The organism is Kribbella sp. NBC_01245 (assembly GCF_036226525.1).
In the GTDB taxonomy this organism is placed as follows: domain Bacteria; phylum Actinomycetota; class Actinomycetes; order Propionibacteriales; family Kribbellaceae; genus Kribbella.
This window is the reverse complement of sequence record NZ_CP108487.1, coordinates 1,650,042-1,671,050: the sequence shown is the minus strand read 5'-3', so window position 1 is coordinate 1,671,050 and position 21,009 is coordinate 1,650,042. Positions and strand designations below refer to the sequence as shown.

At 67.9% G+C, this 21,009-nt stretch carries 23 protein-coding genes; 16 read left to right on the top strand and 7 right to left on the bottom strand.

What is annotated here, in order from left to right; translation table 11 throughout:
• Window positions 1-3: 3 nt before the first annotated feature.
• Entirely contained in the window at window positions 4-1,287 is a 1,284-nt protein-coding gene (locus tag OG394_RS07375; RefSeq protein WP_328994231.1) for an MFS transporter, read from the bottom strand.
• Entirely contained in the window at window positions 1,284-2,069 is a 786-nt protein-coding gene (locus OG394_RS07370) for an MBL fold metallo-hydrolase (protein WP_328994230.1), read from the bottom strand. The genes OG394_RS07375 and OG394_RS07370 overlap by 4 nt, the downstream gene beginning before the upstream one ends.
• 89 nt (window positions 2,070-2,158) lie before the next feature.
• Between OG394_RS07370 and OG394_RS07365 the strand changes: the two genes are divergently transcribed.
• The 3 genes from OG394_RS07365 (at window position 2,159) to OG394_RS07355 (ending at window position 4,918) form a co-directional block, all read left to right on the top strand.
• Window positions 2,159-2,752 (top strand): ABATE domain-containing protein, encoded by a 594-nt coding sequence (locus OG394_RS07365; RefSeq protein WP_328994229.1) that lies wholly within the window; start codon window positions 2,159-2,161, stop codon window positions 2,750-2,752.
• Window positions 2,753-3,081: 329 nt separating this feature from the next.
• The gene (locus OG394_RS07360) at window positions 3,082-3,861 is read left to right on the top strand and encodes a hypothetical protein (RefSeq protein ID WP_328994228.1); all 780 of its coding nucleotides are present in this window, start codon (window positions 3,082-3,084) and stop codon (window positions 3,859-3,861) included.
• A gap of 307 nt (window positions 3,862-4,168) precedes the next feature.
• Entirely contained in the window at window positions 4,169-4,918 is a 750-nt protein-coding gene (locus OG394_RS07355; RefSeq protein WP_328994227.1) for a MerR family transcriptional regulator, read from the top strand.
• A gap of 34 nt (window positions 4,919-4,952) precedes the next feature.
• Here the strand turns inward: OG394_RS07355 and OG394_RS07350 are convergent, their stop codons facing one another.
• Complete coding sequence (locus OG394_RS07350) at window positions 4,953-5,159, bottom strand: mycothiol transferase (RefSeq protein WP_328994226.1); 207 nt, start codon at window positions 5,157-5,159, stop codon at window positions 4,953-4,955.
• Between the two features lie 9 nt (window positions 5,160-5,168).
• Window positions 5,169-5,750: a dienelactone hydrolase family protein gene (locus OG394_RS07345; protein ID WP_328994225.1), complete on the bottom strand. Its 582-nt coding sequence runs from the start codon at window positions 5,748-5,750 to the stop codon at window positions 5,169-5,171.
• 69 nt (window positions 5,751-5,819) lie between these two features.
• On the opposite strand from OG394_RS07345, the gene OG394_RS07340 reads away from it, so the two are divergent.
• Genes OG394_RS07340 through OG394_RS07320 form a run of 5 tightly spaced genes read left to right on the top strand, consistent with a single transcriptional unit; the run spans window position 5,820 to window position 10,461 of the window.
• The gene (locus OG394_RS07340; RefSeq protein WP_328994224.1) at window positions 5,820-6,428 is read left to right on the top strand and encodes an ArsR/SmtB family transcription factor; all 609 of its coding nucleotides are present in this window, start codon (window positions 5,820-5,822) and stop codon (window positions 6,426-6,428) included.
• A gap of 51 nt (window positions 6,429-6,479) precedes the next feature.
• Window positions 6,480-7,838 carry a dihydrolipoyl dehydrogenase family protein gene (locus OG394_RS07335; protein WP_328994223.1) on the top strand — a complete coding sequence of 453 codons (1,359 nt, stop codon included), beginning with the start codon at window positions 6,480-6,482 and terminating at the stop codon, window positions 7,836-7,838.
• Window positions 7,839-7,892: 54 nt separating this feature from the next.
• Window positions 7,893-8,930 (top strand): energy-coupling factor ABC transporter permease, encoded by a 1,038-nt coding sequence (locus tag OG394_RS07330; protein ID WP_328994222.1) that lies wholly within the window; start codon window positions 7,893-7,895, stop codon window positions 8,928-8,930.
• A complete protein-coding gene (gene cbiQ, locus OG394_RS07325; protein WP_328994221.1) occupies window positions 8,930-9,691 on the top strand; it encodes a cobalt ECF transporter T component CbiQ in 762 nt (253 codons plus the stop codon). The genes OG394_RS07330 and cbiQ overlap by 1 nt, the downstream gene beginning before the upstream one ends.
• On the top strand, window positions 9,688-10,461 hold the full coding sequence (locus OG394_RS07320; RefSeq protein WP_328994220.1) for an energy-coupling factor ABC transporter ATP-binding protein: 774 nt from the start codon (window positions 9,688-9,690) through the stop codon (window positions 10,459-10,461). The genes cbiQ and OG394_RS07320 overlap by 4 nt, the downstream gene beginning before the upstream one ends.
• 7 nt (window positions 10,462-10,468) lie before the next feature.
• Here OG394_RS07320 and OG394_RS07315 read toward each other — a convergent pair whose 3' ends face one another.
• Window positions 10,469-11,614: a helix-turn-helix transcriptional regulator gene (locus OG394_RS07315; protein WP_328994219.1), complete on the bottom strand. Its 1,146-nt coding sequence runs from the start codon at window positions 11,612-11,614 to the stop codon at window positions 10,469-10,471.
• Window positions 11,615-11,723: 109 nt separating this feature from the next.
• Here OG394_RS07315 and OG394_RS07310 point away from each other — a divergent pair, with 109 nt between their 5' ends.
• From OG394_RS07310 to OG394_RS07290, 5 genes are all read left to right on the top strand, one after another.
• Complete coding sequence (locus tag OG394_RS07310; RefSeq protein WP_328994218.1) at window positions 11,724-12,386, top strand: NAD(P)-dependent oxidoreductase; 663 nt, start codon at window positions 11,724-11,726, stop codon at window positions 12,384-12,386.
• Window positions 12,387-12,397: 11 nt separating this feature from the next.
• Window positions 12,398-13,198: an MBL fold metallo-hydrolase gene (locus OG394_RS07305; protein ID WP_328994216.1), complete on the top strand. Its 801-nt coding sequence runs from the start codon at window positions 12,398-12,400 to the stop codon at window positions 13,196-13,198.
• Between the two features lie 222 nt (window positions 13,199-13,420).
• A complete protein-coding gene (locus OG394_RS07300; protein WP_328994215.1) occupies window positions 13,421-14,224 on the top strand; it encodes an SGNH/GDSL hydrolase family protein in 804 nt (267 codons plus the stop codon).
• 52 nt (window positions 14,225-14,276) lie between these two features.
• A complete protein-coding gene (locus OG394_RS07295) occupies window positions 14,277-15,353 on the top strand; it encodes a winged helix DNA-binding domain-containing protein (RefSeq protein WP_328994214.1) in 1,077 nt (358 codons plus the stop codon).
• 118 nt (window positions 15,354-15,471) lie between these two features.
• Complete coding sequence (locus OG394_RS07290; protein ID WP_328994213.1) at window positions 15,472-16,311, top strand: SRPBCC family protein; 840 nt, start codon at window positions 15,472-15,474, stop codon at window positions 16,309-16,311.
• Between the two features lie 43 nt (window positions 16,312-16,354).
• On the opposite strand, the gene OG394_RS07285 is transcribed toward OG394_RS07290, so the two are convergent.
• Window positions 16,355-17,815 carry an MFS transporter gene (locus OG394_RS07285; protein ID WP_328994211.1) on the bottom strand — a complete coding sequence of 487 codons (1,461 nt, stop codon included), beginning with the start codon at window positions 17,813-17,815 and terminating at the stop codon, window positions 16,355-16,357.
• A gap of 91 nt (window positions 17,816-17,906) precedes the next feature.
• Here OG394_RS07285 and OG394_RS07280 point away from each other — a divergent pair, with 91 nt between their 5' ends.
• On the top strand, window positions 17,907-18,419 hold the full coding sequence (locus tag OG394_RS07280) for a MarR family winged helix-turn-helix transcriptional regulator (protein ID WP_328994210.1): 513 nt from the start codon (window positions 17,907-17,909) through the stop codon (window positions 18,417-18,419).
• On the opposite strand, the gene OG394_RS07275 is transcribed toward OG394_RS07280, so the two are convergent.
• A complete protein-coding gene (locus OG394_RS07275) occupies window positions 18,416-18,976 on the bottom strand; it encodes a MarR family winged helix-turn-helix transcriptional regulator (protein WP_328994209.1) in 561 nt (186 codons plus the stop codon). The two genes, OG394_RS07280 and OG394_RS07275, sit on opposite strands and share 4 nt — an antisense overlap.
• Window positions 18,977-19,040: 64 nt before the next feature.
• On the opposite strand from OG394_RS07275, the gene OG394_RS07270 reads away from it, so the two are divergent.
• Both OG394_RS07270 and OG394_RS07265 read left to right on the top strand, forming a co-directional pair.
• Entirely contained in the window at window positions 19,041-19,805 is a 765-nt protein-coding gene (locus OG394_RS07270; RefSeq protein ID WP_328994208.1) for an SDR family NAD(P)-dependent oxidoreductase, read from the top strand.
• A gap of 36 nt (window positions 19,806-19,841) precedes the next feature.
• Window positions 19,842-20,867, top strand: a complete 1,026-nt coding sequence (locus OG394_RS07265; RefSeq protein ID WP_328994207.1) for a LacI family DNA-binding transcriptional regulator — start codon at window positions 19,842-19,844, stop codon at window positions 20,865-20,867.
• The last annotated feature ends 142 nt before the right edge of the window (window positions 20,868-21,009 follow it).

Sequence of the window (21,009 nt, the reverse complement as noted above, 5' to 3'; positions counted from 1 at the left end):
CCCTCAGCCTCCACGACGGCCCGCGGCACCGATGACCGCGGGCACGATCGCGAGTGCCAAAACTCCGCCGCCAATGGCCAGTAGGGGATACCCGGCCGCAGCAACGACAAGCCCCGACGCTATGCCACCGGTAGCGCCGGCGATGGCGATGAAGACGTCGACCAGGCCTTGGGTTTTGGCGCGGGTGGCCAGCGGTACGGCGTCCGTGATGATCGCGGTGCCGGTGACGAGGCCGAGGTTCCAGCCGAGCCCCAGGAGCGCAAGGGCTATCGCGAGCCGGGCGATCGAGTCGCCGCTGGCGGCCACGATTCCGGCAGCCAACAGAGTTGGCCCGGAGCCGGCGGCTATCGCGAGTCGGTTATAGCGGTCGACCAGCCAGCCGGTCAGCGGCGACGGCAGGTACATCGCGCCGAGGTGGATGGCGATGACGAGACCAGAAGCGGCCGCGCCATGGCCGTGGTCGTGCATGTGCACGGGCGTCATCGTCATGATCGCCACCATGACCAACTGCGCGACGCCCATCACCAACCCTCCAGCCAGTACGCCGGACCGCTCGCGCTTTTGGCCGACCGGTTGCGGGCCGCTCGCATCGTCGGCCCGCCCGTACGCCGTTCCGCTGGTCGAGCTGGTTGGCAGGGCATCCAGCGTGCGGGCGAGTAGCAGTGGGTCGGGACGTAACCAGACCGCCAGCACCAAGGCGGCCAACGCGTAGGCGGCTCCGGCTAGCAGGAACGGCCCAGCCAGGTAGGGGATTGCGACGGCGCGAGCGAGGTCGCCCGTCGGCGCGGAGAGGTTGGGCCCCACCACGCCGCCGAGCGTGGTGGCGACCAGCACCGTGGATACGGCCCGCCCCCGACGTACGGGATCGGCCAGATCCGCTCCGGCGTACCGGGCTTGAAGGTTGGTCGCCATCCCCGCGCCATAGACGAACAACGCGACGAACAGCCAGGCGGCGTTGCCGGCGACGGCCGCAGCGATGACGCCCGCACTGCCGACGGCCCCGGCCAGATACCCGGCCGCGAGCCCGACCCGGCGGCCGCGCGTTTGCGAGACGCGCCCAACCGCGACAGCCGCCAACACCGAACCAGCCGTACCCAGCGCACTCGGCAATCCGGCGAGGCCGGTTGACCCGAGCATGTCCTGCGCGAGCAGCGAACCAACGGTCACGCCGGCCGCCAGTCCAGCCCCGCTGAGAACCTGCGCGACGACCAGGACGATCAACGTACGGCGCTGCGCCCGCTCGCGCGTCTCGTCCTCGATCCGGACCGGCACGCAGGCCGTCGTCACAAGCCGAGGTCCAGTCGGTCGGACAGCCCGGCAGCGGCGAACGCGGCCACAAGTTCGTCACGCCCTTCGGTGAAGTGCGACCAGCTGTCGTAATGCACGGGAACAACCCGGCGTGCGCCAAGGAGCTTTGCCGCCTCGGCCGCCTGGACGCTGTCGAGCACGATCGACGCGCCGTCGAAGAGCACGGGAAAGCGCGGCGCCCCGGCGAAGAGGATCGCGGTATCCACCGGGCCGAACCGCTCGGCGATCTCCCGCACCGCCTCGAGCGACGCGTTGTCGCCACTGACGTACACCGTGGGCAGGCCCTCGCCAGTCAGGACGAATCCGACCACCTGGCCCGTAACCGGCTCGACCTCTTCGCGACTGCCAGGCCCGTGGATCGCAGGCACGCCCGTCACGGTGATCGTGCCGCCGCCCGGGCGATCCAGCTCGATCGCCTCCCAGTCGGCCAGCCCCTTGGCGCCGTCTCCCAGCCGCTGTCCGCCGCCGGGAGTCGTGAGAGTGAGCGGTACGTCGGCGAGCAGCGCCCGTCCCGCATTGTCGAGGTTGTCGGGATGCTCGTCGTGGGACAGCAACACCACGTCGATGCGGCCGAGGTTGTCGGGATGACCGGCCGCGGGCGCCGTCTTGGTCAGGACTCTCCGGCCCTCGCGCTCATAGTTGCCGGGGGCATCGAACGTCGGATCGGTCAGAAACCTCAGCCCGCCGTACTCGAAGAGGGCGGTCGGTCCGCCGAACACGCGGACAGGGAACTGCTCAACAGTCGTACCAACGGAAGCCATGAACGAATCTCCTCACGGATGACACCTTGTCTATCCGTGAGGACGGTAAACGTTTCTCACGGATAAACGCAAGCTGTACCATGAGAGTCATGCCGGAGACCCCGATCCCCGATTCCGTACTGCCACCCGCGCCAGGCGCCGAGCAGTACCTCGCGATCGACTTCGTCAACAGCGCCATCGCGCTACCCGGCGGCCAGTTCATCGATCTCCTTGGCACGCCCAGTACGGCGAACCAGTGGCTCACGGCTCACGGGCTCGCTCCAGTCGACGCCGGCATCCAGGAGATGTGCGTGACGCAGTTGCGTTCGATGCGCGAACACGTCAGATCGCTTTTCGCCGCCCGCGTCGCCGCCCTACCCGCCTTGCCGGCCGCCCTCTCCGCCGTCAACGACGCACTGACCCGAGTCCCAACCGCAGACCTCCTTCTCTGGGACGAGAAAGACGGCCCATATCGCGCCGCGACCTGTCCCGTGAACGAGATCCTCGACCACGCCCTCGCGGCCGTCGCAGCCAACGCGGCCGACCTCCTCACCAGCCCGGACGCCGAATCCCTCACTCGCTGTGACTCCGCCCCCTGCACCCGCTACCTCCTACGCCGCGGCCGCCGCCACTGGTGCTCCACCCGCTGCGGCGACCGAGTCCGCGCCGCCCGCGCCTACGCCCGCCGCACCACCTCCAGCTGATCCAAACCCCGCTCCTCGCGCCGACGGTCGGACGCGACGTGCGGCACTGCCCGCAGCCGGGCAGGGCTGGACTCGCTTTACGCAATTTGGAGATAACTCTGCCGCGAGTTGCCTGGTAGCGAGCCCCCGCATAACCAGGCAACTCGCGGAAGGGCAGCAGGCGTTATTGGCACCTTGCACCGTTCCCTGTTCGAGTGCGTGGTCTGGCAGGAGCTCGACAATCCCGGCGACGCAACGTCTGGTCGCGTGGTATGCCAGCTCTAGCCGTCTGCAACTTCGCAGCCGTGCGGTGGGCAGCGGCTGATTCGGAACAACTTCAGGTGGACGGTATGACGATCAGCGAGGAAGACACGCAACAAGAGTGCGAGCGGCAGCTGTACGAGATCTTTGGCCTGGCCGACCAGATCCAGGCCAGGCTCGATAGCCCACAGCGGCGGTTCGCTGTGATCCCCGGGAGCGCTCTGGCAGGCGACGACAAGAAGTCGGATCCCTACCACGTCTCCCACGACGTCGGCCGGCTGATCGGCGTCGGGTATCAGCACCTCCATGCTCTCGGCTGCCTGATTCGCTCTGGGGCGCTTCACCCCAGTGCTCCGTTCACGTTGGCAAGGGCCGCCATCGAGACCGGCGCCATGGCGTTCTGGCTGCTGGCCCCCAAGCAGAGGCCGGAGCGGGTTCTTCGGCGGCTCCAGCTGGCGCGCCAAGATGTCATAGACGGCGACGGCGCGGCCACTCAGGCGGGGATCCCGGTGCATCGCTCACGCGAGGATCGCCTGAATGACCTGGAAGCGATCGCGCTACGCGTCTGTGGCTCGAAGAAGATCCCGAGCCTTCACCCGAGCGCCATCGTCAAGGAGGTCGAGGGGCTTCTGCCGCCCGACAAGCAGCGGCGGCAGTTCCTCGCTTGGCAGGCTTGTTCGGGGTTCACACACGGGCGGTTATGGCCGGAGGTGTCCCTCCTCAAGCGGGAAATCATCAGCCAGGACGGCCACGTCCAGACCTTGCGGCTGACCAACGACCTGACCCGGGTCTGGTGGGTCACCAAAGCGGCCTCCGGCGTTCTCGACGCCGCGACGAAGGTGTTCGATCAGCGCAACCGCGCGAGCTGAGCCGGGCTACGCCAGCTGGTCGACGTCGCTGGGTCGGCTCGTATGTCCACAAATCTGTGGATCTCGCGTCCGACCGTGGTCGGTTGTGATGCCGTACGCCGCGTCCGACTGTGGGGTGGGCTTGCGCCGGACCGCATTTCGCGTCCGACCGCCGTACGCGGGACGCGAGGGGGCGTTTCATGGCTGGGTGTTGGGGGAGCGCGAGGTGGGGTGGCGGGACGGTAATGGGGTTGAAGTTGACGTATCGGCAAGCTCTAGCGTGAGAGGCACGACCGGATGGGCCGGTCTGGTGGTGGAGGTTGTGGGCGTGGGTTGGTCGATCGCGGAGGTGGCTCGGGAGTCGGGGGTTACGTCGCGGGCGTTGCGGCATTACGACGCGATCGGGTTGCTGGTGCCGGCTTGGACGAGTTCGAGTGGGCGGAGGTATTACGAGCAGGAGCAGTTGTTGCGGCTCCAGCGGATCCTCTTGCTCAGGGAACTCGGGTTGAGCCTCGACGCGATCGCGGATGTGCTCGAACGGCAGAACGCCTCGAGCACGATCGCCGTACTCGTGAAGCACCGCGACTGGCTGATCGACGAGCAACGGCGGATCGAGCGGCTCGTGGGCACGGTCGATTCCACCATCGACAGTTTGCGAAATGGAGGCGAGATGGAGCCGAAGAAGGTGTTCGCCGGGTTCGAGAAGAACCCGTACGAGGCCGAGGCTCGGGAACGGTGGGGCGATGACGTGGTCGACGCCGGCTACCGGCGGATGCAGGGTTGGTCGGACAGCGATGCGGAGAAGGCCCGCACGGGGTACGGCCAGGTGCACGAGGGGCTCGCGCCCTTGCTGGCGGAGGGAGCCGAGGTGACGGATCCGCGCGTGCAGGAGCTGATTCACCTGCACTACGACGTGACGTGCCTGTTCTGGACGCCGACCAAGGAGGCGTACGAGGGCCTGGCTCAGATGTACGTCGATGACGAGCGCTTCCGCGACAACATCGGCGGCGGCAACGACAGCCTGGTCGAGTACCTACGCGACGCCATGAAGGTCTACGCCAGCGCCAACCTCAAGTAAATAAGCCTTCGGGGGGCTGCAGACCCCCGCAGGCCTATTCGCCTCGGCGTCCGTCGATCCGCTCGCGAATGATGTCCGCGTGACCGTTGTGCCGCGCGTACTCCTGGAGCACCTTCAGCAGGTACGCACGGACAGTGCCACGACCTGCCGGGGCGAGGTCCGACAAGTCGCCATACCGGGCGATCACGGCATCCGCCGCAGCGCACTCCTCATGCCAGCGGGCCATCGACCCCTCCACCATGGAGACGTCTCAGTGGATCGCGGCCAGGAAGTCGAGGGTCCGTCGTGTCAGGAGAGCGGCCGCTTCGGCGTCGTACGAGGGGAGGGACGAGTCGGCGAACAGGTGCTCCTTGCCGGGATAGAGGAAGAGCTCGGCCTGGTCGGTGGACGCGACGAGCGCGCGGGCGGCGTCGAGGTCGCCGCCTTCCTCGGTGAAGAACGGGTCATCGGCCATGCCGTGAACCTGGACCGGAACCCCGTCCGGCCACCGATCACCGAACTCGGAGACCGATATACACGAGTAGAACAGCAGCGCCCCTTTGGCCCCGGCGCGAGTCTGCGCCAACTGCTGCGCCGGCATCACGCCAAGCGAGAACCCCGCGTAAACGAGCGCATCACCCAATCCCTCGACGGTGGCGAGACCGCGCTCGTTGACCACGCCGAACCCGGTCTGCCGCGCATAGTCCATCCCTTCATCAAGGGTGCCGAAGGTATGCCCCTCGTAGAGGTCCGGCGTGTGCACGGTGTGACCCGCTGAGCGCAACTCCTCGGCGAAGGCGCGAACGCCATCGGTCAGTCCCTGCGAGTGGTGAAAGAGCAAGATCTCGGCCATCGTCCAGCCCACTTTCCATCGAATGATCCAGATAAGTCGAACAATCCATGATGCTAGTCTGATCGGACCATGGCAATCAATAGCCCGGTCCCCGACTACGACCTCGAGGACACTCTGGAGCTCACCACCGCCGAGCAGGTGCGCGCGATCAGCGATCCGCTGCGTACGACGATCCTCGGGCTGCTGCACGAACGTGCCGCGACCGTCACCGAGCTCGCGACAGCGGTCAAACGGCCGAAGAGCACCGTGGCTCACCACGTGAAGGTGCTGGCCGACGCCGGCATCCTGCGCGTCGTACGGACTCGTCGGGTTCGGGCCATCGAGGAGCGGTACTACGGCCGCGCGGCGCGGATGTTCTACTACGGCCTGGGTCGTCGGTCGACCAGCGCCCAGGACCCGCCGGACCCCAACGATCTCGAGGTCGCGGCCAAAGAGTCCGAAGGCGCGTACGACGCCGGCCAACTGCGCTCGTTCATCCGGCACGCCCGGATCCCCGAGGAGAGGGCGGCGGAGTTCTGGCGGCGGGTGATGCCGATCATCCACGAGTTCGACAAACTGCCGCGCTCCGGCGACACCACCTACGGCTTCACCGTCGGCCTCTTCCCGATCTTCGACTACCCGACCCTGCCACCCACAGCGACAGAAGCCGAAGAAGATCCAAGCATTACCGAGCGGTGACGCGCCGCGCCATCCCTTGGTTGGACGGCGGCCGTCTGCAAGCCTGACGTCATGGTTGAACAGGTGGACGTGGTGGTGGTCGGACTCGGCGTCGGCGGCGAGGAGGTCGCGGGCCGACTCGCGGAGGCCGGGCTAAAAGTCGTCGGGGTCGATGACCGACTGGTCGGCGGCGAATGCCCCTACTGGGGCTGCGTACCGAGCAAGATGATGATCCGCGCGGGCAACCTGGTCGCCGAAACGCGCCGGGTCGACGGCATGGCCGGCAAGGGGACAGTCGAACCAGACTGGACGCCGGTGGCGACCCGAATCCGGGAAGAGGCGACCGACGACTGGAACGACCAGGTCGCGGTCGACCGCCTGGTGAAGAAGGGCGTCACGTTCCTCCGTGAGCGCTGCCGGATCACCGGGCCCGGCGTGGTCACCGCCGGCGACCGCGAATTCAAGGCCTCGAGAGGCATCGTCATCGCGACCGGGACCGTGCCCGTCATACCGCCGATCGACGGCCTCGCGGACACGCCGTACTGGACCAATCACGACGCCATTGAGGCCAAGGCCTTGCCGGCCTCGCTGCTGATCCTCGGCGGCGGTGCGATCGGGCTCGAGCTCGCTCAGGTGGCAGCCCGGTTCGGCACCAAGGTCACCGTGATCGAGGCGTCCGAGCGGATTCTCGCGATGGAGGAACCAGAGTCCAGTGACCTCGCCCAAGACGCCCTCAAGAAGGACGGCGTCACGTTCCACACCGGCGTGCGGGCGATCAAGGTGGACCACAACGGCGACGCGTTCACGGTCAGCCTGGAAGACGGCAAGACGATCGAAGGCGAGAAGCTGCTGGTCGCGACCGGCCGCCGTCTCGACGTGAAGGGCCTCGGCCTCGACGTCGTCGGGATCGATCCAGAGAGCCGGTCGATCGAGGTCGACGAGCACGTACGCGCGGCCGACGGCGTCTGGGCGGTCGGCGATGTGACCGGCAAGGGCGCGTTCACCCACATGGCGATGTACCAGGCGAATGTCGCGGTGCACGACATCCTCCGGACCGAGGGCGCGCCGGTCGCGGCGTACCACGCAGTGCCCCGGGTGACCTTCACCGATCCGGAGATCGGCGCGGTCGGCATGACCGAGAAGCAGGCGCGCGAGGCGGGGATCGAGGTCAAGACCGGCAGCGCGCAGATCCCGTCGTCGAGCCGTGGCTGGATCCACAAGGCGGGCAACGAGGGCTTCATCAAACTGGTGGTCGACTCCGAACGCGGGGTCCTCGTCGGCGCGACCTCGGCCGGGCCGACCGGGGGAGAGGTGCTCGGCGCGCTGGCCGTCGCCGTGCACGCGGAGGTGCCGGTGCACTCGCTGCAGCAGATGATCTACGCCTACCCGACCTTCCACCGCACGATCGGCGACGCCCTGCGCACGCTCTGACACCACTGAGACGGCTTGTTGCGAATGGGTCGCAGAAGAAGCGATCATGTGCGCATGCATGTTCCCGACGGCTTTCTCGACGCGCCCACGTCCATTGCCACCGGTCTGATCGCGGCCGGGGCCGTCGGGGTGAGCCTGCGCAAGGCGAGTGGCGAGATCCGCGAGACCGGTCCGGCGCTCGCGGGGCTGACGGCTGCCTTCGTGTTCGCGGTCCAGATGGTCAACTTTCCGGTCGGCGCCGGCACCAGCGGTCATCTGCTCGGCGGTGCGCTGGCCGCCGCCCTGGTCGGCCCGTGGACCGGTGTACTCGTGATGTCGGTCGTCCTGCTCGTGCAAGGCCTGCTCTTCGCCGACGGCGGGCTGACCGCTCTCGGCACCAACATCACGCTGATGGGCGTGGTGAGCGTGCTGGTCGGGTTCATCGTCACGCGCACGCTCCTGGCCGTCCTGCCGAAGCGGGTCGGTAGCGTCGTGCCGGCCGCCGCCGTCGGCGCGCTCCTCGCCGTACCGGTCTCGGCCCTGGCCTTCACCGGGTTGTACGCCGCCGGGGGAGCCGTCGCGATCCCGATCGGCAAACTGGCCGGCGCGATGGTCGGTTGGCACGTCCTGATCGGTCTGGGGGAGGCGGCCATCACCGCGGCCGTGCTGAGCGCGGTGGTCGCGACCCGGCCCGACCTCGTGTACGTCGCGCGCCACCTGCAGCCCGACCTGGTCCTGATCGATGCCGACGGCAACAGTTCGACCGTGACCGCGGACAAGCCGATCGCGGTCAACGCGGGCCGACGGCCGATGGGGGTCGCGCTGGCGGTGACGCTGCTGATCGCGGGCGGTATCAGCCTGTTCGCGAGCGCCCATCCGGACGGCCTGGAGTTCGTCGGCGAATCGCTCGGCTTCGGCGAAAGCGCGAAGGACTCGGCCGTCGCTGGCAGCCCGTTGGCCGACTATGGCGTGAGTGGTGTCGGCAACGAACGCGTCTCCGGAGCCCTGGCCGGCATCATCGGCGTACTGCTGACCATCGCGATCGGCCTGGCCGTCGCGAAGATCGCCTCGCTGCGGACGACCCGCGTTATCGACAAGAAGGTCAACGTCTGATGTCAGCCGGCGACGGGCTCCTGGTCGTTGCCGACAGCCCCGTTCACCGGCTGCCGGCCCAGGTGAAGATCGTCGCCCTGCTGGTCTTCGTGCTCGCCGTGGTGTCGACCCCGGCCGAGCGGTTCGTCGCCTTCCTGCTGTACGCCGTCCTGGCCATCGGCGTCATCCGGCTCGCCAAGTTGCCCGGGGCAACGGTGGTGCGCCGGCTCGCGGTGGAGACGCCGTTCATCGTGTTCGCGCTGTTGCTGCCGTTCGTCGCCACCGGGCCGAAGGTCGACGTACTGGGTCTGAGTCTGTCCGAGTCCGGCGTGCTCGGCGCGTGGAACCTGCTGGCCAAAGGCACCCTCGGCGTCCTCGCCGCGATCGTGCTCTCCGCGAGTACGTCGCCGCGCGAGCTGCTCGCCGGGCTCGAACGCCTGCGCCTGCCGGCAACGCTCGTCGCGATCCTGTCGTTCATGGTCCGCTACCTGAGCGTGGTGTCGGGCGACCTGCAGCGGATGCGGATCGCCCGGGAGTCCAGGGCGTACGCCGGTGGGCGCGCGGGTCATCTCAAGGCGGTCGCGGCGGGCGCTGGTGCGTTGTTCGTCCGGTCGTACGAACGCGGCGAGCGGGTCCATCTCGCGATGCTCGCCCGCGGCTATACCGGGACCATGCCCGCGCTATCCCAGGGCGGCGCCACCCGGGCGGAGTGGGCGAAAGGCCTCGTGCTGCCCGCGGTCGCCGTACTCGTCGCTATCACTGAGAGAATGCTCGCGTGGTGAACGGACCCTCCATCCTGGTCGAACGGCTCGTTTTCGCGTACCCGGATGGCCGCCAGGCCCTGTTCGGGGTGGACTTCGAGATCGGCAAGGGCGAGCGGGTCGCCTTGCTCGGGCCGAATGGCGCAGGCAAGACCACGCTCGTGCTGCACCTGAACGGCATCCTCGGCTCCGTTGCCGGCGGCACCGGCAGCGGGCGGATCAAGGTCGGCGGCGCGGATCTGCATCGCGAGCACCTGACCGAGATCCGGCGCAAGGTCGGCCTGGTCTTCCAGGATCCCGACGACCAGTTGTTCATGCCGACCGTGCGGGACGACGTTGCCTTCGGCCCGGCCAATCTCGGGTTGCGCGGTGCTGAGCTGGAGGAACGAGTACGCGAGGCGCTGGTCGCCGTCGGCATGCAGGATCACGCCGATATCGCGCCACACCACCTCTCGTTCGGGCAACGGCGGCGGGTCGCCGTCGCGACCGTGCTGGCGATGCGGCCCGAGGTGCTGGTGCTGGACGAGCCGTCGAGCAATCTCGATCCCGCCAGCCGCCGGGAGCTGGCCGATATCCTCGCCGGGCTCGACGTGACCCTGCTGATGATCACGCACGACCTGCCCTACGCGCTGCAGCTGTGCGACCGGAGCCTGCTGATGAACGGCGGCCGCATCGTTGCCGACGGCCCCACCCGCGAGCTGCTCGGCGACGCGGAGCTGATGGCCGCCAACCGACTCGAACTGCCCTACGGCTTCGACCCCCTCTCCGTCCCAGGCCCCGAACGCCGCTGAACCGAGGTCAGTTCTGCGTGGCGTGCGGCACCGGTCCGCCTCGGATGGGCCGGCCACGCAGGACACGCTGTTCGTTCTCGCGGAAGCGCGGCTCGTAGTGGGTGAAGAAGATCTTGCCCACCAAGTCGCGCCGGCTCCGGACGCCAGTCTTCTCGAACACGCTCTTGAGGTGGTTCTGAACGGTGAGTGGCGACACCACGAGGGTCTGCGCGATCTCGGTGGTCGACGAGCCGGTGAGCACCAGCTTGACCACGTCGCGCTCGCGCTCGGTCAGCTCATAGGCGGACATCAGCAGCGGGTAGATGCGTGCAGGGTGGGCCGGTTCGATGATCACGGCGACCCGAGGCTGGTCATCGCCTTCTAGCGGAGCCCCGTGCAGCAAGAGCCAGGTGCCATCCTTCGCCAGAACCCTCGCGAACGCGACGGTCGAGGGCTGGCCAAGCTTCCGATCCCGCAAGCCTTGCGCCGCAACGGACAGCACGGCCGTCGGTAAACGCCCGTGCTCGAGGTCGCCGTCCGGCAGGCGGGAGATCCAATGGTCAGCGCCTGCGGTCGTGGAGCGGATCTGCCAGGCGCTGTCGATGACCACCAGCCCCGGACCATCCGGAACCTCGGGATCGGTCGCTTCGCCGAACGTCATCGCCTGGCGTGCGCCGAGCGCGAGGTGCGGCCCGATCGCCCGCAGGAACTCCTTGTCACCGTCGCCGAACATCGGTGCGCCGGGCTCGCGATACAAGCCGACCGCCCCCCAGGTCTCGCCCTGCCGAGTTCGCAGCCGCGCGATCAGTTCCTGATCTCCGCCCATGGACATGTTGAACTGCCAGCGCGGGCTGCTACTCGGGTCGCCGCCCGTTGCCTCGTGAATGGTGGAGACGCCTGTCGGGGTGCGCACGACGTCGACCAGTTTCTGCACGTCGTCGCCGTAGTACTCATGCGCGAGCGCCTCTGGAGGGAACTCGTCCAGGCCCTCGTGGAAGTGGCTGGTGACCAGCAGCGAGGCCGGGTCGAGCGTGAAGAAGCACGGCGCCCAAAAGTGCGGCACGACGGTGGTGATCACCTCGGTGCACGAGCGCCAGAACGTCGCGAGGTCAGTCGGCTGCCCGGCGAGGCGGGCGACCTTGTCGACTGCGCGTGGCAGGACCTCGGACTCCATGACCCATGGTAGGCACCTGGACCGTGCCCCGAACATGACCGATTTCTGGCATGGGCAGCGCGACGCCACCGTCTTACGGTCGTGGCAACGACGAGGTGGGGAGACGGCCATGCAGTTAGCGGTGTTCGGAAGCGCAGGGTTGGCAGGGGCGGCGGTCAGCCGGCTGGCCCTCGAGAACGGCCATGAGGTGCGAGCGCTGGTCCGCGGGCCCAACGCCGTTCCTGGTGTTGAGGTGATCCGGGGAGACGCGCTCGATCCATCCGCCGTCGAGCGCACACTCAGGGGCGCCGACGCTGTCATCTCGACTCTGGGTGGCTTTCGCGGGCCGGAGAGCATCGCGGCCGGCACGCGGAACATCATCACCGCAATGCGCGAGACCGGTGGCAGTCGGCTCGTCGTACTCCAGGGCTTCCACATCGACTTCCCAGGCGACCCCTGGAGCCTGGGCAGACGGTTCGTCGAGACGTACCTCAGGCTGCGCTGCCGTCTACTGGTGCCCTACGGCGCCGAACTCGGCGAGCTACTGCGGGCAACCGACGAAGTCGCCTGGACCCTCGTACGGATACCTCGCATGGTGGAAGGCGCGCCATCCGGTCGGGCGAGGGCCGGCAGATTCTCGCTCGGCCCGTGGAGCGTAGTTCGGACCGGCGACGTCGCCGCCCACCTGCTCTCACTGGCGCAGAACGAGTCGTCGGTGCATGACGCGCCGATGTTGCACACCCCTCGGTCCCGGCACGCGGCTCCGACCCCAGCACAACCAGTCAACAGATAGCAGGCCAGGACATGGAGCGACACCGCATCAGCCCAGAGATCACCGTGCTCAGCGACCACGCCGTAGTGCCGGGCATCGGCTTCCTGCCGGTCAACACGTTCGTCCTTCACGCCGAGCAACCCGTGGTCGTCGACACCGGACTGAGTAACCCGGACAAGGACTACCTGACAGCGCTCGCTGGCGTGATCGATCCCGCCGACGTGCGCTGGATCTGGCTTACTCACCCGGATCGCGACCACACCGGCGGATTGTGGCGGCTGCTGGAGGCAGCACCCCAAGCACGCCTGATCACGACCTTCGGCGGCATGGGAATTCTGTCCTGCGAGTGGGACGTACCGATGCATCGCATCCAGTTGCTGAACCCGGGCGAGCAGCTCGACATCGGCGACCGCGTGCTCACGGCCTACCGTCCGCCGCTGTTCGACAGTCCGGTCACCGTCGGGTTCCAGGAAAGCCGCAGCGGCGCGTTCTTCGCTTCGGACTGCTTCGGTGGCGCCATGAGCACCGCCGAGCTTGCCAGCGGCCCCGACCTGCGCGACGTGCCGGATGATGACCGCCGAGCCGCGCAGCTGCTGTGGGCGGGCGTGGACAGTCCGTGGGTGAGACTGGTGGATCGCGTGGCGTACGGGCGCGTCGTGGATGAGATCCGCGGCCTGGATCCCTCCGCGATCCTCAGCACCCATCTCCCGCCTGCGATCGGGATGAACGAGCAGCTCTTCGCCACCCTGGCCGAGGCTCCGGAGGGACCCGAATTCTCGTTCCCGGACCAGGCCGCGCTCGAGGCACTGCTCGCGACGTTCGAACCCGCCTGACGCACCCGATCGGTAGCAACCTCTTTGCAGAATTTGCCGTGAATTTCTTACCGAGCCCTTGTGTTGTTACTGACCGGTCCGTCATGGTGACTGTCAGTTGGTCTCGTGAGGCGGCCCCCGTTTTTGTCGATCACCCCTCGATCGATCGTCCCGATGGCTGGTTCTCCTACCGGGATCAGTCACGCGCCTTTGGTCCCATTACCAAGTGCAAGGCGGTCGAGCATGAGACTCCTCCACGGCCGGCCACGAGCCGCCCTCCTCCTCAGCGCCGCGGTCATCACCACGGCCTTCCTCACCCCAGCCACCGCGGCCGCGGCGGCCCCCGACTACGTCGCACTCGGCGACTCGTACGCCTCCGGCGTCGGCACCCGCAGCTACACCAGTGAGAGCGGGAGTTGCCAGCGCTCCCTGGCGGCGTACCCGTCGCTGATCAAGAACCGGATCGCCGCCAACCTCAGCTTTGTCGCGTGCTCCGGTGCACGGGTGTCCGACGTGACGAACAACCAGCTCGGCGCGCTGAACAGCGGCATCGAGTTCGTCACCTTGCAGGTTGGCGGCAACGACGCGGGCTTCTCGTCGGTGATCACCGAGTGCGCCAAACCGGCGTGGATGAGCAACTGCGATTCGGCCATCAACAACGCGCAGAACGTCATCAACAACACGTTGCCCGCCCGCCTCGACGGCCTGTACGCGACCGTCCGCAGCCGGGCGAGCGTGGCCAAGGTGGTCATCGTCGGCTATCCGCGCCTGTTCAACGGCACGGACTGCAACGCGGGCACCTGGTTCAGCAGCTCGGAGATGACCCGGCTGAACCAGACCGCCGACCTGCTCAACTCGAAGCTGCTCTCGCGGGCCAACGCGGCCGGTTTCACCTTCGTGAATCCGACTTCGGCGTACATCGGTCACGCCGTCTGCGGCAGCCCCGAGTGGATCAACGGCCTGTCGAACCCGATCAGCGAGTCGTACCACCCGAACACCACCGGCCAGACCGCTTACGCCAACATGGTCGACGACCACCTGACATAACGGAACGGCCATAGGCCTGTGCGGCACGCTCGAATGATGATGTGATGCGAGTGTGTCGCACGGGTCTGTCGAATGGTTGCTTCGGACCCGTGCTTCCGCGAACGGCCTGGATCGTCCGGCGGACGAGGCCGGCTCCGGAGGGGTAGCCGACGTCGTACGCCGGACGGTTGGGCTTCAGGCCCAGTCCTGGCGAGGCGCGGCGCATGCGGTCCGCGCCCGCAGTACGGCGACCACCTGGGCCGACGTCGTCCAGGCCCGCGAGGTCGATCGCTGCGTCGTACGCGGGTGGTTCCAGCGGGGAACACTTCAACTTGTCGCGACTTCGGACGCTGGGTGGTTGCTCGAGCTGCTCGGTCCTGGGTTGATCCGTGGGACCGAGCGCCGGTACGGCGAGTTGGGGCTGTCGGCGGAGACGAGGGAACGCGCGGTCGACGTACTCGAGTCGTGTCTCGCCGCTAACGGGCCTGCTGGTCGTGCCGCTATCGGCGAGCTGTTCGTCTCGGAAGGGTTGTTGCCGTCGCCGCGGGGGCAGGCCGTCTACGCGCTTATCCGGCATGCCGGGTTGCTCGGGCGGGTTTGCTACGGGCCCGGGTACGACGCGGCGGAGACCTGGGTGAGCGTCGAGAGTTGGCTCGGCAAGCCGCTGTCGGCACTGGCGGCTCCGGCGGCTCTGGCGGCGGAAGGCCCGGCGACGGCCGAGACGCTCGCCCGGCGCTACCTCGCGGCGTACGGGCCTGCAACCGCGGCAGATCTCGCCACTTGGTCCGGGTTGTCCGTGCCGGTATCGCGACGGGCGATCGAGGCTGTGGCGGATCGGGTGGTGACCGTCGAGGGTTCGCCCTATGCGATGGTCGGCGAGCCGGGGGAGTCGGAGTCGGTACGCCTGCTCGGCGAGTTCGACGCATACCTGCTGGGTTATCGCGACCGCCGCCTGATGGTCCCCGAGGCCTACGCTCGCCAGATCCACCCCGGCGGCGGCATGCTCAAACCCGCCATCGTGCAAGCCGGCCGCGTCATCGGCACCTGGACCCACGACGGCCCCACCGCCGCCCGCAACCTAACCCTCTGGCCCACCGAATCCGCCAACCTAACCCCCGAACAATCCGACCAATCCCGCTTCGCCCAATAGCCGGCGAACACCGTTGCCTGACAGCTGGCGTACTTCGTCGCATGGGCGACTGCGGCGGCTCGAGCGATGGTCGTGCATGCGGTTGTGGTTATATAGCTGGGTGGGTATGGTCGGGGTTATGACTGAGCGATTGAGGAGTGTGGACGGGCGTACGGAGTTGCGGATCGAGCGGCGGCTGGATCATCCGCCGGCGAAGGTTTGGCGGGCGTTGACCGAGCCGGCCGAGCTGGCGGCGTGGTTCCCGGCGGCGGTGGAGCTGGACCTTCGGCTGGATGGGCGGATCGCGTTCGCGTTTGCCGAGGGGGAGGACGACTTCGTCGAGGATCCGGACAACACCGGCGTGATCCGTGCGTACGACCCGCCTCGGCTCCTCGAGTACAACTGGGGCGTCGAGGTGCTGCGCTGGGAGCTCGCGCCTGATGGGGCGGGTTGTTTGATGACGTTGACCGCGACGTTCGACGATCGTGCTGCCGCGGCGAGCTACACCGCTGGTTGGCTGACCTGCTTCTCCGCCCTCGATCGTGCGCTCGGTGGATCCGACGAGCCCATCAAGGACTACGCGCCGCTGCATGACCAATACGTTCGGGAGTTCGGCTTGGACGCGGGCACCATCGACCGCGAAGGCGACCGCTGGACGATTCGCTTCGAACGGCAAGTGGCCAAGCCGAAGGAGCAGGTCTGGTCCTACCTATGCGGCGACGACAGACCAGCACAGGGCTGCGCCGCACCGGCCGGCTTTGTTGCCAAAGGCATCGAACCGCGTACGGCCGACGTCGTCACCGAGCCGACCTCGATGGAATACGGCTGGCAGTACGACGGCACCGTTTCCTGGCACCTCCGCGACGGCAACGGGGGAGCGCGCCTACTCGTAACCCACACCGGCCCGATCTCCGAAGACCCGAGCGCGCTGTACGACGCATGGCATGACCTGATCGAGGCCGCCGCCGAAAATGCCTGACCCTCAACCAGACGTTCACCCCGACTCGCCCTCCAGCTAACGGTCAGGCGTCGAGCAGAGGCGCCTCGGAAGCGGTCGTGGTGAACCGGGGGAGCGTGGCGACGCCGATGGCTAGCAAGGCGATGATCCCCATCTGCACGGCTTCGACGGTTGCGAAGGCGTGGGCCGTGTTGCGCTCCGCCTGCGTGAGGTAGAGGGTGCCGAGTGTGGCCACGCCGAGCGCGAGACCGCTCTGTTGCAGAGTGATCAGTACGCCGCTGCCGACGCCGCCCAGATGAGTCGGGACATCGGCCAGCACGCTGCGGAACAGCCCGGCGAACAGCATCGATTGACCGGCACCGGCCAGGGCGAGCGGGACCGCCATGGCCCAGAGACTCACGTGTGGCCAGCCGTGGACGACAACTACCACGAGTGCGCCGAGGCCGGCCAGCTGGATGACCGCGCCAACCGACAGCGCGGCCCGGCCGAAGCGGCCGATCACCCGTGGCGCGTATACGGAGCCGAGGAAGAACAGCACCGCCATCGGCAAGATGGCCAGCCCGCCATGGAGAGCGTCGGCGTGCAGACCATCCTGGACCGTCAGAGCGAAGACGAACATGAAGGCGCCGAAGCCGATGCTGAACGCGAACACCATCACCAGCCCGCGGGACATCGACGGCAGCCGCAGCAGCGACGGCGGCAACAGCGGGATCTCACCGTGCTGCTCGGCACGCCGCTCCACCAGGAAGGTGATGGCGCCAAGCAAAACCGCGAGCGCGATCATGGCCCAGGTCCACCACGGCCAACCGAGCGAGTGACCTTCCGTCAGCGGGACCAGTACGGCGGTGAGCGTCGCGGCGAACAGCACGGTGCCCGGCAGGTCGACGCCGACCGGGTGATCCGAGCGAGTGTTGGGCACGATCCGCGCCGCCACCAACAGGACCACCAGACCGATCGGCACGTTGACCAGGAAGATCGGCCGCCACGATGTGCCGGCGATATCGGCACCAACCAGCAGGCCGCCCACTAACTGCCCGACGACGGCGGCGATGCCGGACGTCGCGCCGTACAGGGCCAGGGCGCGCGCCTTGCGTTCGTGCTCGAGCGTGTGGTGGAAGGTCGCGAGCACTTGCGGGACGAGCAGTGCCGCGGTCGCACCCTGCACGACGCGCGCGGCGATCAGTACGCCGACGGTCGGCGCGAAGCCGCAGACGGCCGAGGCCACCACAAACCCTGCGAGCGCACCCAGGAAGACGCGGTGCCGACCGAAGCGGTCGCCCAGCCGGCCGCCCAGGACGAGCAAGGCGGCGTACGCGACGCCGTACCCGGCGATCACCAACTCCAGCTCGGACGCCGACGCATGCAGCGACGCGTCGATGCTCGGTAGCGCGACGTTGGTGATGAAGAAGTCCATGATCGGCAGGAACGCGCCGGCGAGCAGGAAGAACACGCCTGCCGGGTGAAGCCCACCGGCCAGCGCAACCGCACGTGGCGAGGCCTGCCGCGCGGAAAGAGTGATGGACATTGCCGCTCCAAATGATTATGAGGACATAACTATTATGGCAAGATCAGTATGTGCTCATAACTATGTGCCGACAATCATCTATCGTGGCGATGTGACGAAAACCCCATCGCCGCGGCGCAGCCCTCGACGGACGCGCCGGTCGGCCGCCGAGGAGAGCTGGGCCGACCTCGCCGACCTGGCACTGATCATCAGCCGGGAGCTCCAGTACCGCGGCTATGCCGACCCGCAAGCAGTCGGATTGACCCAGTCCGAGGGCATGGTGATGCGCTATCTCCTCCAGGACGATCCCGCCGCCCCTAGCCAAATCGCCGCCGCCACTGGACTCCAGCGCACAAACCTCTCGGCAACGCTGCGCGGGCTCGAGCAAAAGGGCCTCATCCAGCGCCAAGCCAACCCGACCGACGGCCGCGGCGTCACCGTCAGCCCGACCGACCGCGGACGCAGCAACTACGCCCTCGTACGGCACGAGTGGGCAACCGCCATCAGCGAAGCCGCCGGCCGCGACGACACCCACCTCGCCGCAGCCCTCAACCTGCTCACCACCGTCAAGGACGGCCTGACCAGCACTCGCCCCCCAACCCAATCCGGCCACCCACCGGCCTAACGGTCAGGGCCCTCCAGGGTTTGGCGGACGTCGGCCAGGAGGGCTTGGAGTTGACGCGCGAGTGCCGCGCGTTGGCCGTCGTCCAGCGAGGTGAGCAGGGACGACTCGCGGGTGAGGACCTGGTCGACGGTTCGCTCGATGAGGTCGTGGCCGGCTGGCGTGAGCGTGACGACGACGGCGCGGCTGCCGTCCGTCTCGGTACGGCGCTCGACCAGGCCCGACCGTTCGGCGCGCGCGATCCGTTGCGAGATCGCGCCTGCGGTGACCAGGGAGCGACGGGTCAACTCGCGCGTGTTCAGCTCGTACGGCGGACCGCTGCGTCTGAGCACGCTGAGCAGATCCAGCGTCGCCGGGTCCACCCCGAGGTCGGCGAGCAGCCGGCGCCGGTCGTCGGCGAAGAGCTTGGCCAATCGCCAGAGGGGAGTGACGATCCCGATCGAGTCCACCGGCGTACCCGGCCGCTCCCGCAACCAGGCCGCCGCGATCTCCTCGACCGGGTAGTCGCCCGGCCCATCGAGTGGATACCGATCACCGCCGCCATCGGGCTTGCCTCGCATCTGCCCATGCTAACGTTTAGACCTGAACGTTTAGAGCTAAACGTGCGACGAGATGAGTGAGGTTATGCGGACAGTCGTAGTGACCGGGGGATCGGCCGGTATCGGGCGAGCGATCGCGGAGCGGTTCCGCCAAGACGGTGACGAGGTGGTGATCACCGGCCGCCGGGCGGAGCTGCTCGAGCGGGTCGCGGCGGAGATCGGCGCGCGCCCGGTGGTGTGCGACGCGTCCGATCCAGCCAAGGTCGAGTCCATGGTCGCGGGCCTTCCCGAGCGGATCGACGTACTCGTCAATAACGCCGGCGGCAACGCCGACCTCGCCGCCTCGAGCAAGGCCGGATCGAGCCAGACCGGCCCGGATGAGGGCGAGACCGAGACTGGCTTGGCGCGACTGGCTGCCGCCTGGCAGGCGAACTTCGCGGCGAATGTGCTGAGCGCCGTGCTCACCACTGCCGCGTTGGCGGATCGGTTGGCCGACGGCGGCAGCGTCGTACTGCTCGGGTCGATCGCGGCGGACCGGGGTTCCGGCGGCGGGTCGTACGGCGCGGTGAAGGTGGCCCTTTCGACCTGGAACCTGGACCTGTCGGCGGAGCTCGGGCCCCGGGGGATCACGTCGAATGTGGTGTCGCCCGGATTCATCGACGACACGGAGTTCTTCCAAGGGCGGATGACCGACGAACGGCGGCGGCGGCTGGTCGAGCAAACCCGGAACGGGCGGACTGGCCATCCGGCAGACATCGCGGCCGCGGTCCACTTCCTCGCGTCAGCCGGCGCACGGCACATCACCGGTCAGGTGCTGAACGTGAACGGCGGCGCCTGGACGACGCGATAACGCGAACGTGAGGCGGGCGTGGGTGATGATGTGTGCATGCGTGCGACCGTCAAAGATGTGGCCGAGCGGGCGGGAGTTTCGCCCAAGACGGTCTCCAACGTCATCAACGGCGTCATATTCGTCCGGCCGGAGACCAAGGCACGAGTGGAAGAGGCACTCGCGGCCCTGAACTACGTGCCGAACCTGAGCGCCCGAGGCCTGCGCAATGGGCGTTCCGGCATGATCGGCCTCGCCTTGCCGGATCTGCTGCGGCCGTACTCCGCCGAGATCACCCACCTGTTCGTCGAACTCGCCCACGAACGCGGTTGGGGTGTGCAGATCGAGCAGACCGCCGCCGAGCCGCAGCGCGAGTGGGAGTTGCTTTCGAAGGCCCGGGCGCATCTGGTCGACGGCCTCATCCTCAACCCGATCAACCTTGGCGACAGCGTCGTCACCGCGGGCCCGGACGGACTGCCGCCGGTCGTCCTCATCGGAGACGTCGACCAGGACGTGGTGAGCCAGGTCTGCATCGACAACGTCGCCGCGGCCGCCGACATGGTCCGCCATCTCCTCGCCGCGGGCTATCGCCGGATCGCCGCCGTCGGCACACCCGAACCGGGACCCGACCAGGTCAAATCAAGCGGTACGGCGGCCGCCCGGCTGCGCACCATCGGCTATCGGCAGGCCTTGACCGAGGCGGGCCTGCCGATCGAGGACGACCTGTTCGTACCGTTCGACCGATGGAACCCCGAGAACGCGGCCGAGGCGGTCACGTCGTACCTGCGTGATCACGACCTGCCGGACGCGTTCTTCTGTTTCACCGACACGATCGCGAGCGGGGTGTTGTCGGCGCTGTGGCATCTGGGGATCGCGGTGCCGGGTGATGTCGGGGTGGCCGGGTTCGACAACGTGACGGACAGCGAGTTCGCCGTGCCGCCGTTGACGACGGTCGACTTCAGCAAGCGTGATTTCGTCACGGCCGGCCTGGAGTTGCTCGAGGAGACGATGCGCGACCGCACCGCCGCACCTCGCCGCATCGTCATCCCGCACCGCATCATCGCGCGTGCCTCCACCGGTACCTAGACATTCATTCGTCGGAATCCGCCCTCTCATCACAGCAGACCTGCACAGGTCGGCGGCGGGAGAGGGCGGATTCCGACGAATGAATGGCAAGGTGCCGCACGCGAATCAACAAAAATGAACTGTTTCGCTCTTGTCGAGTGCG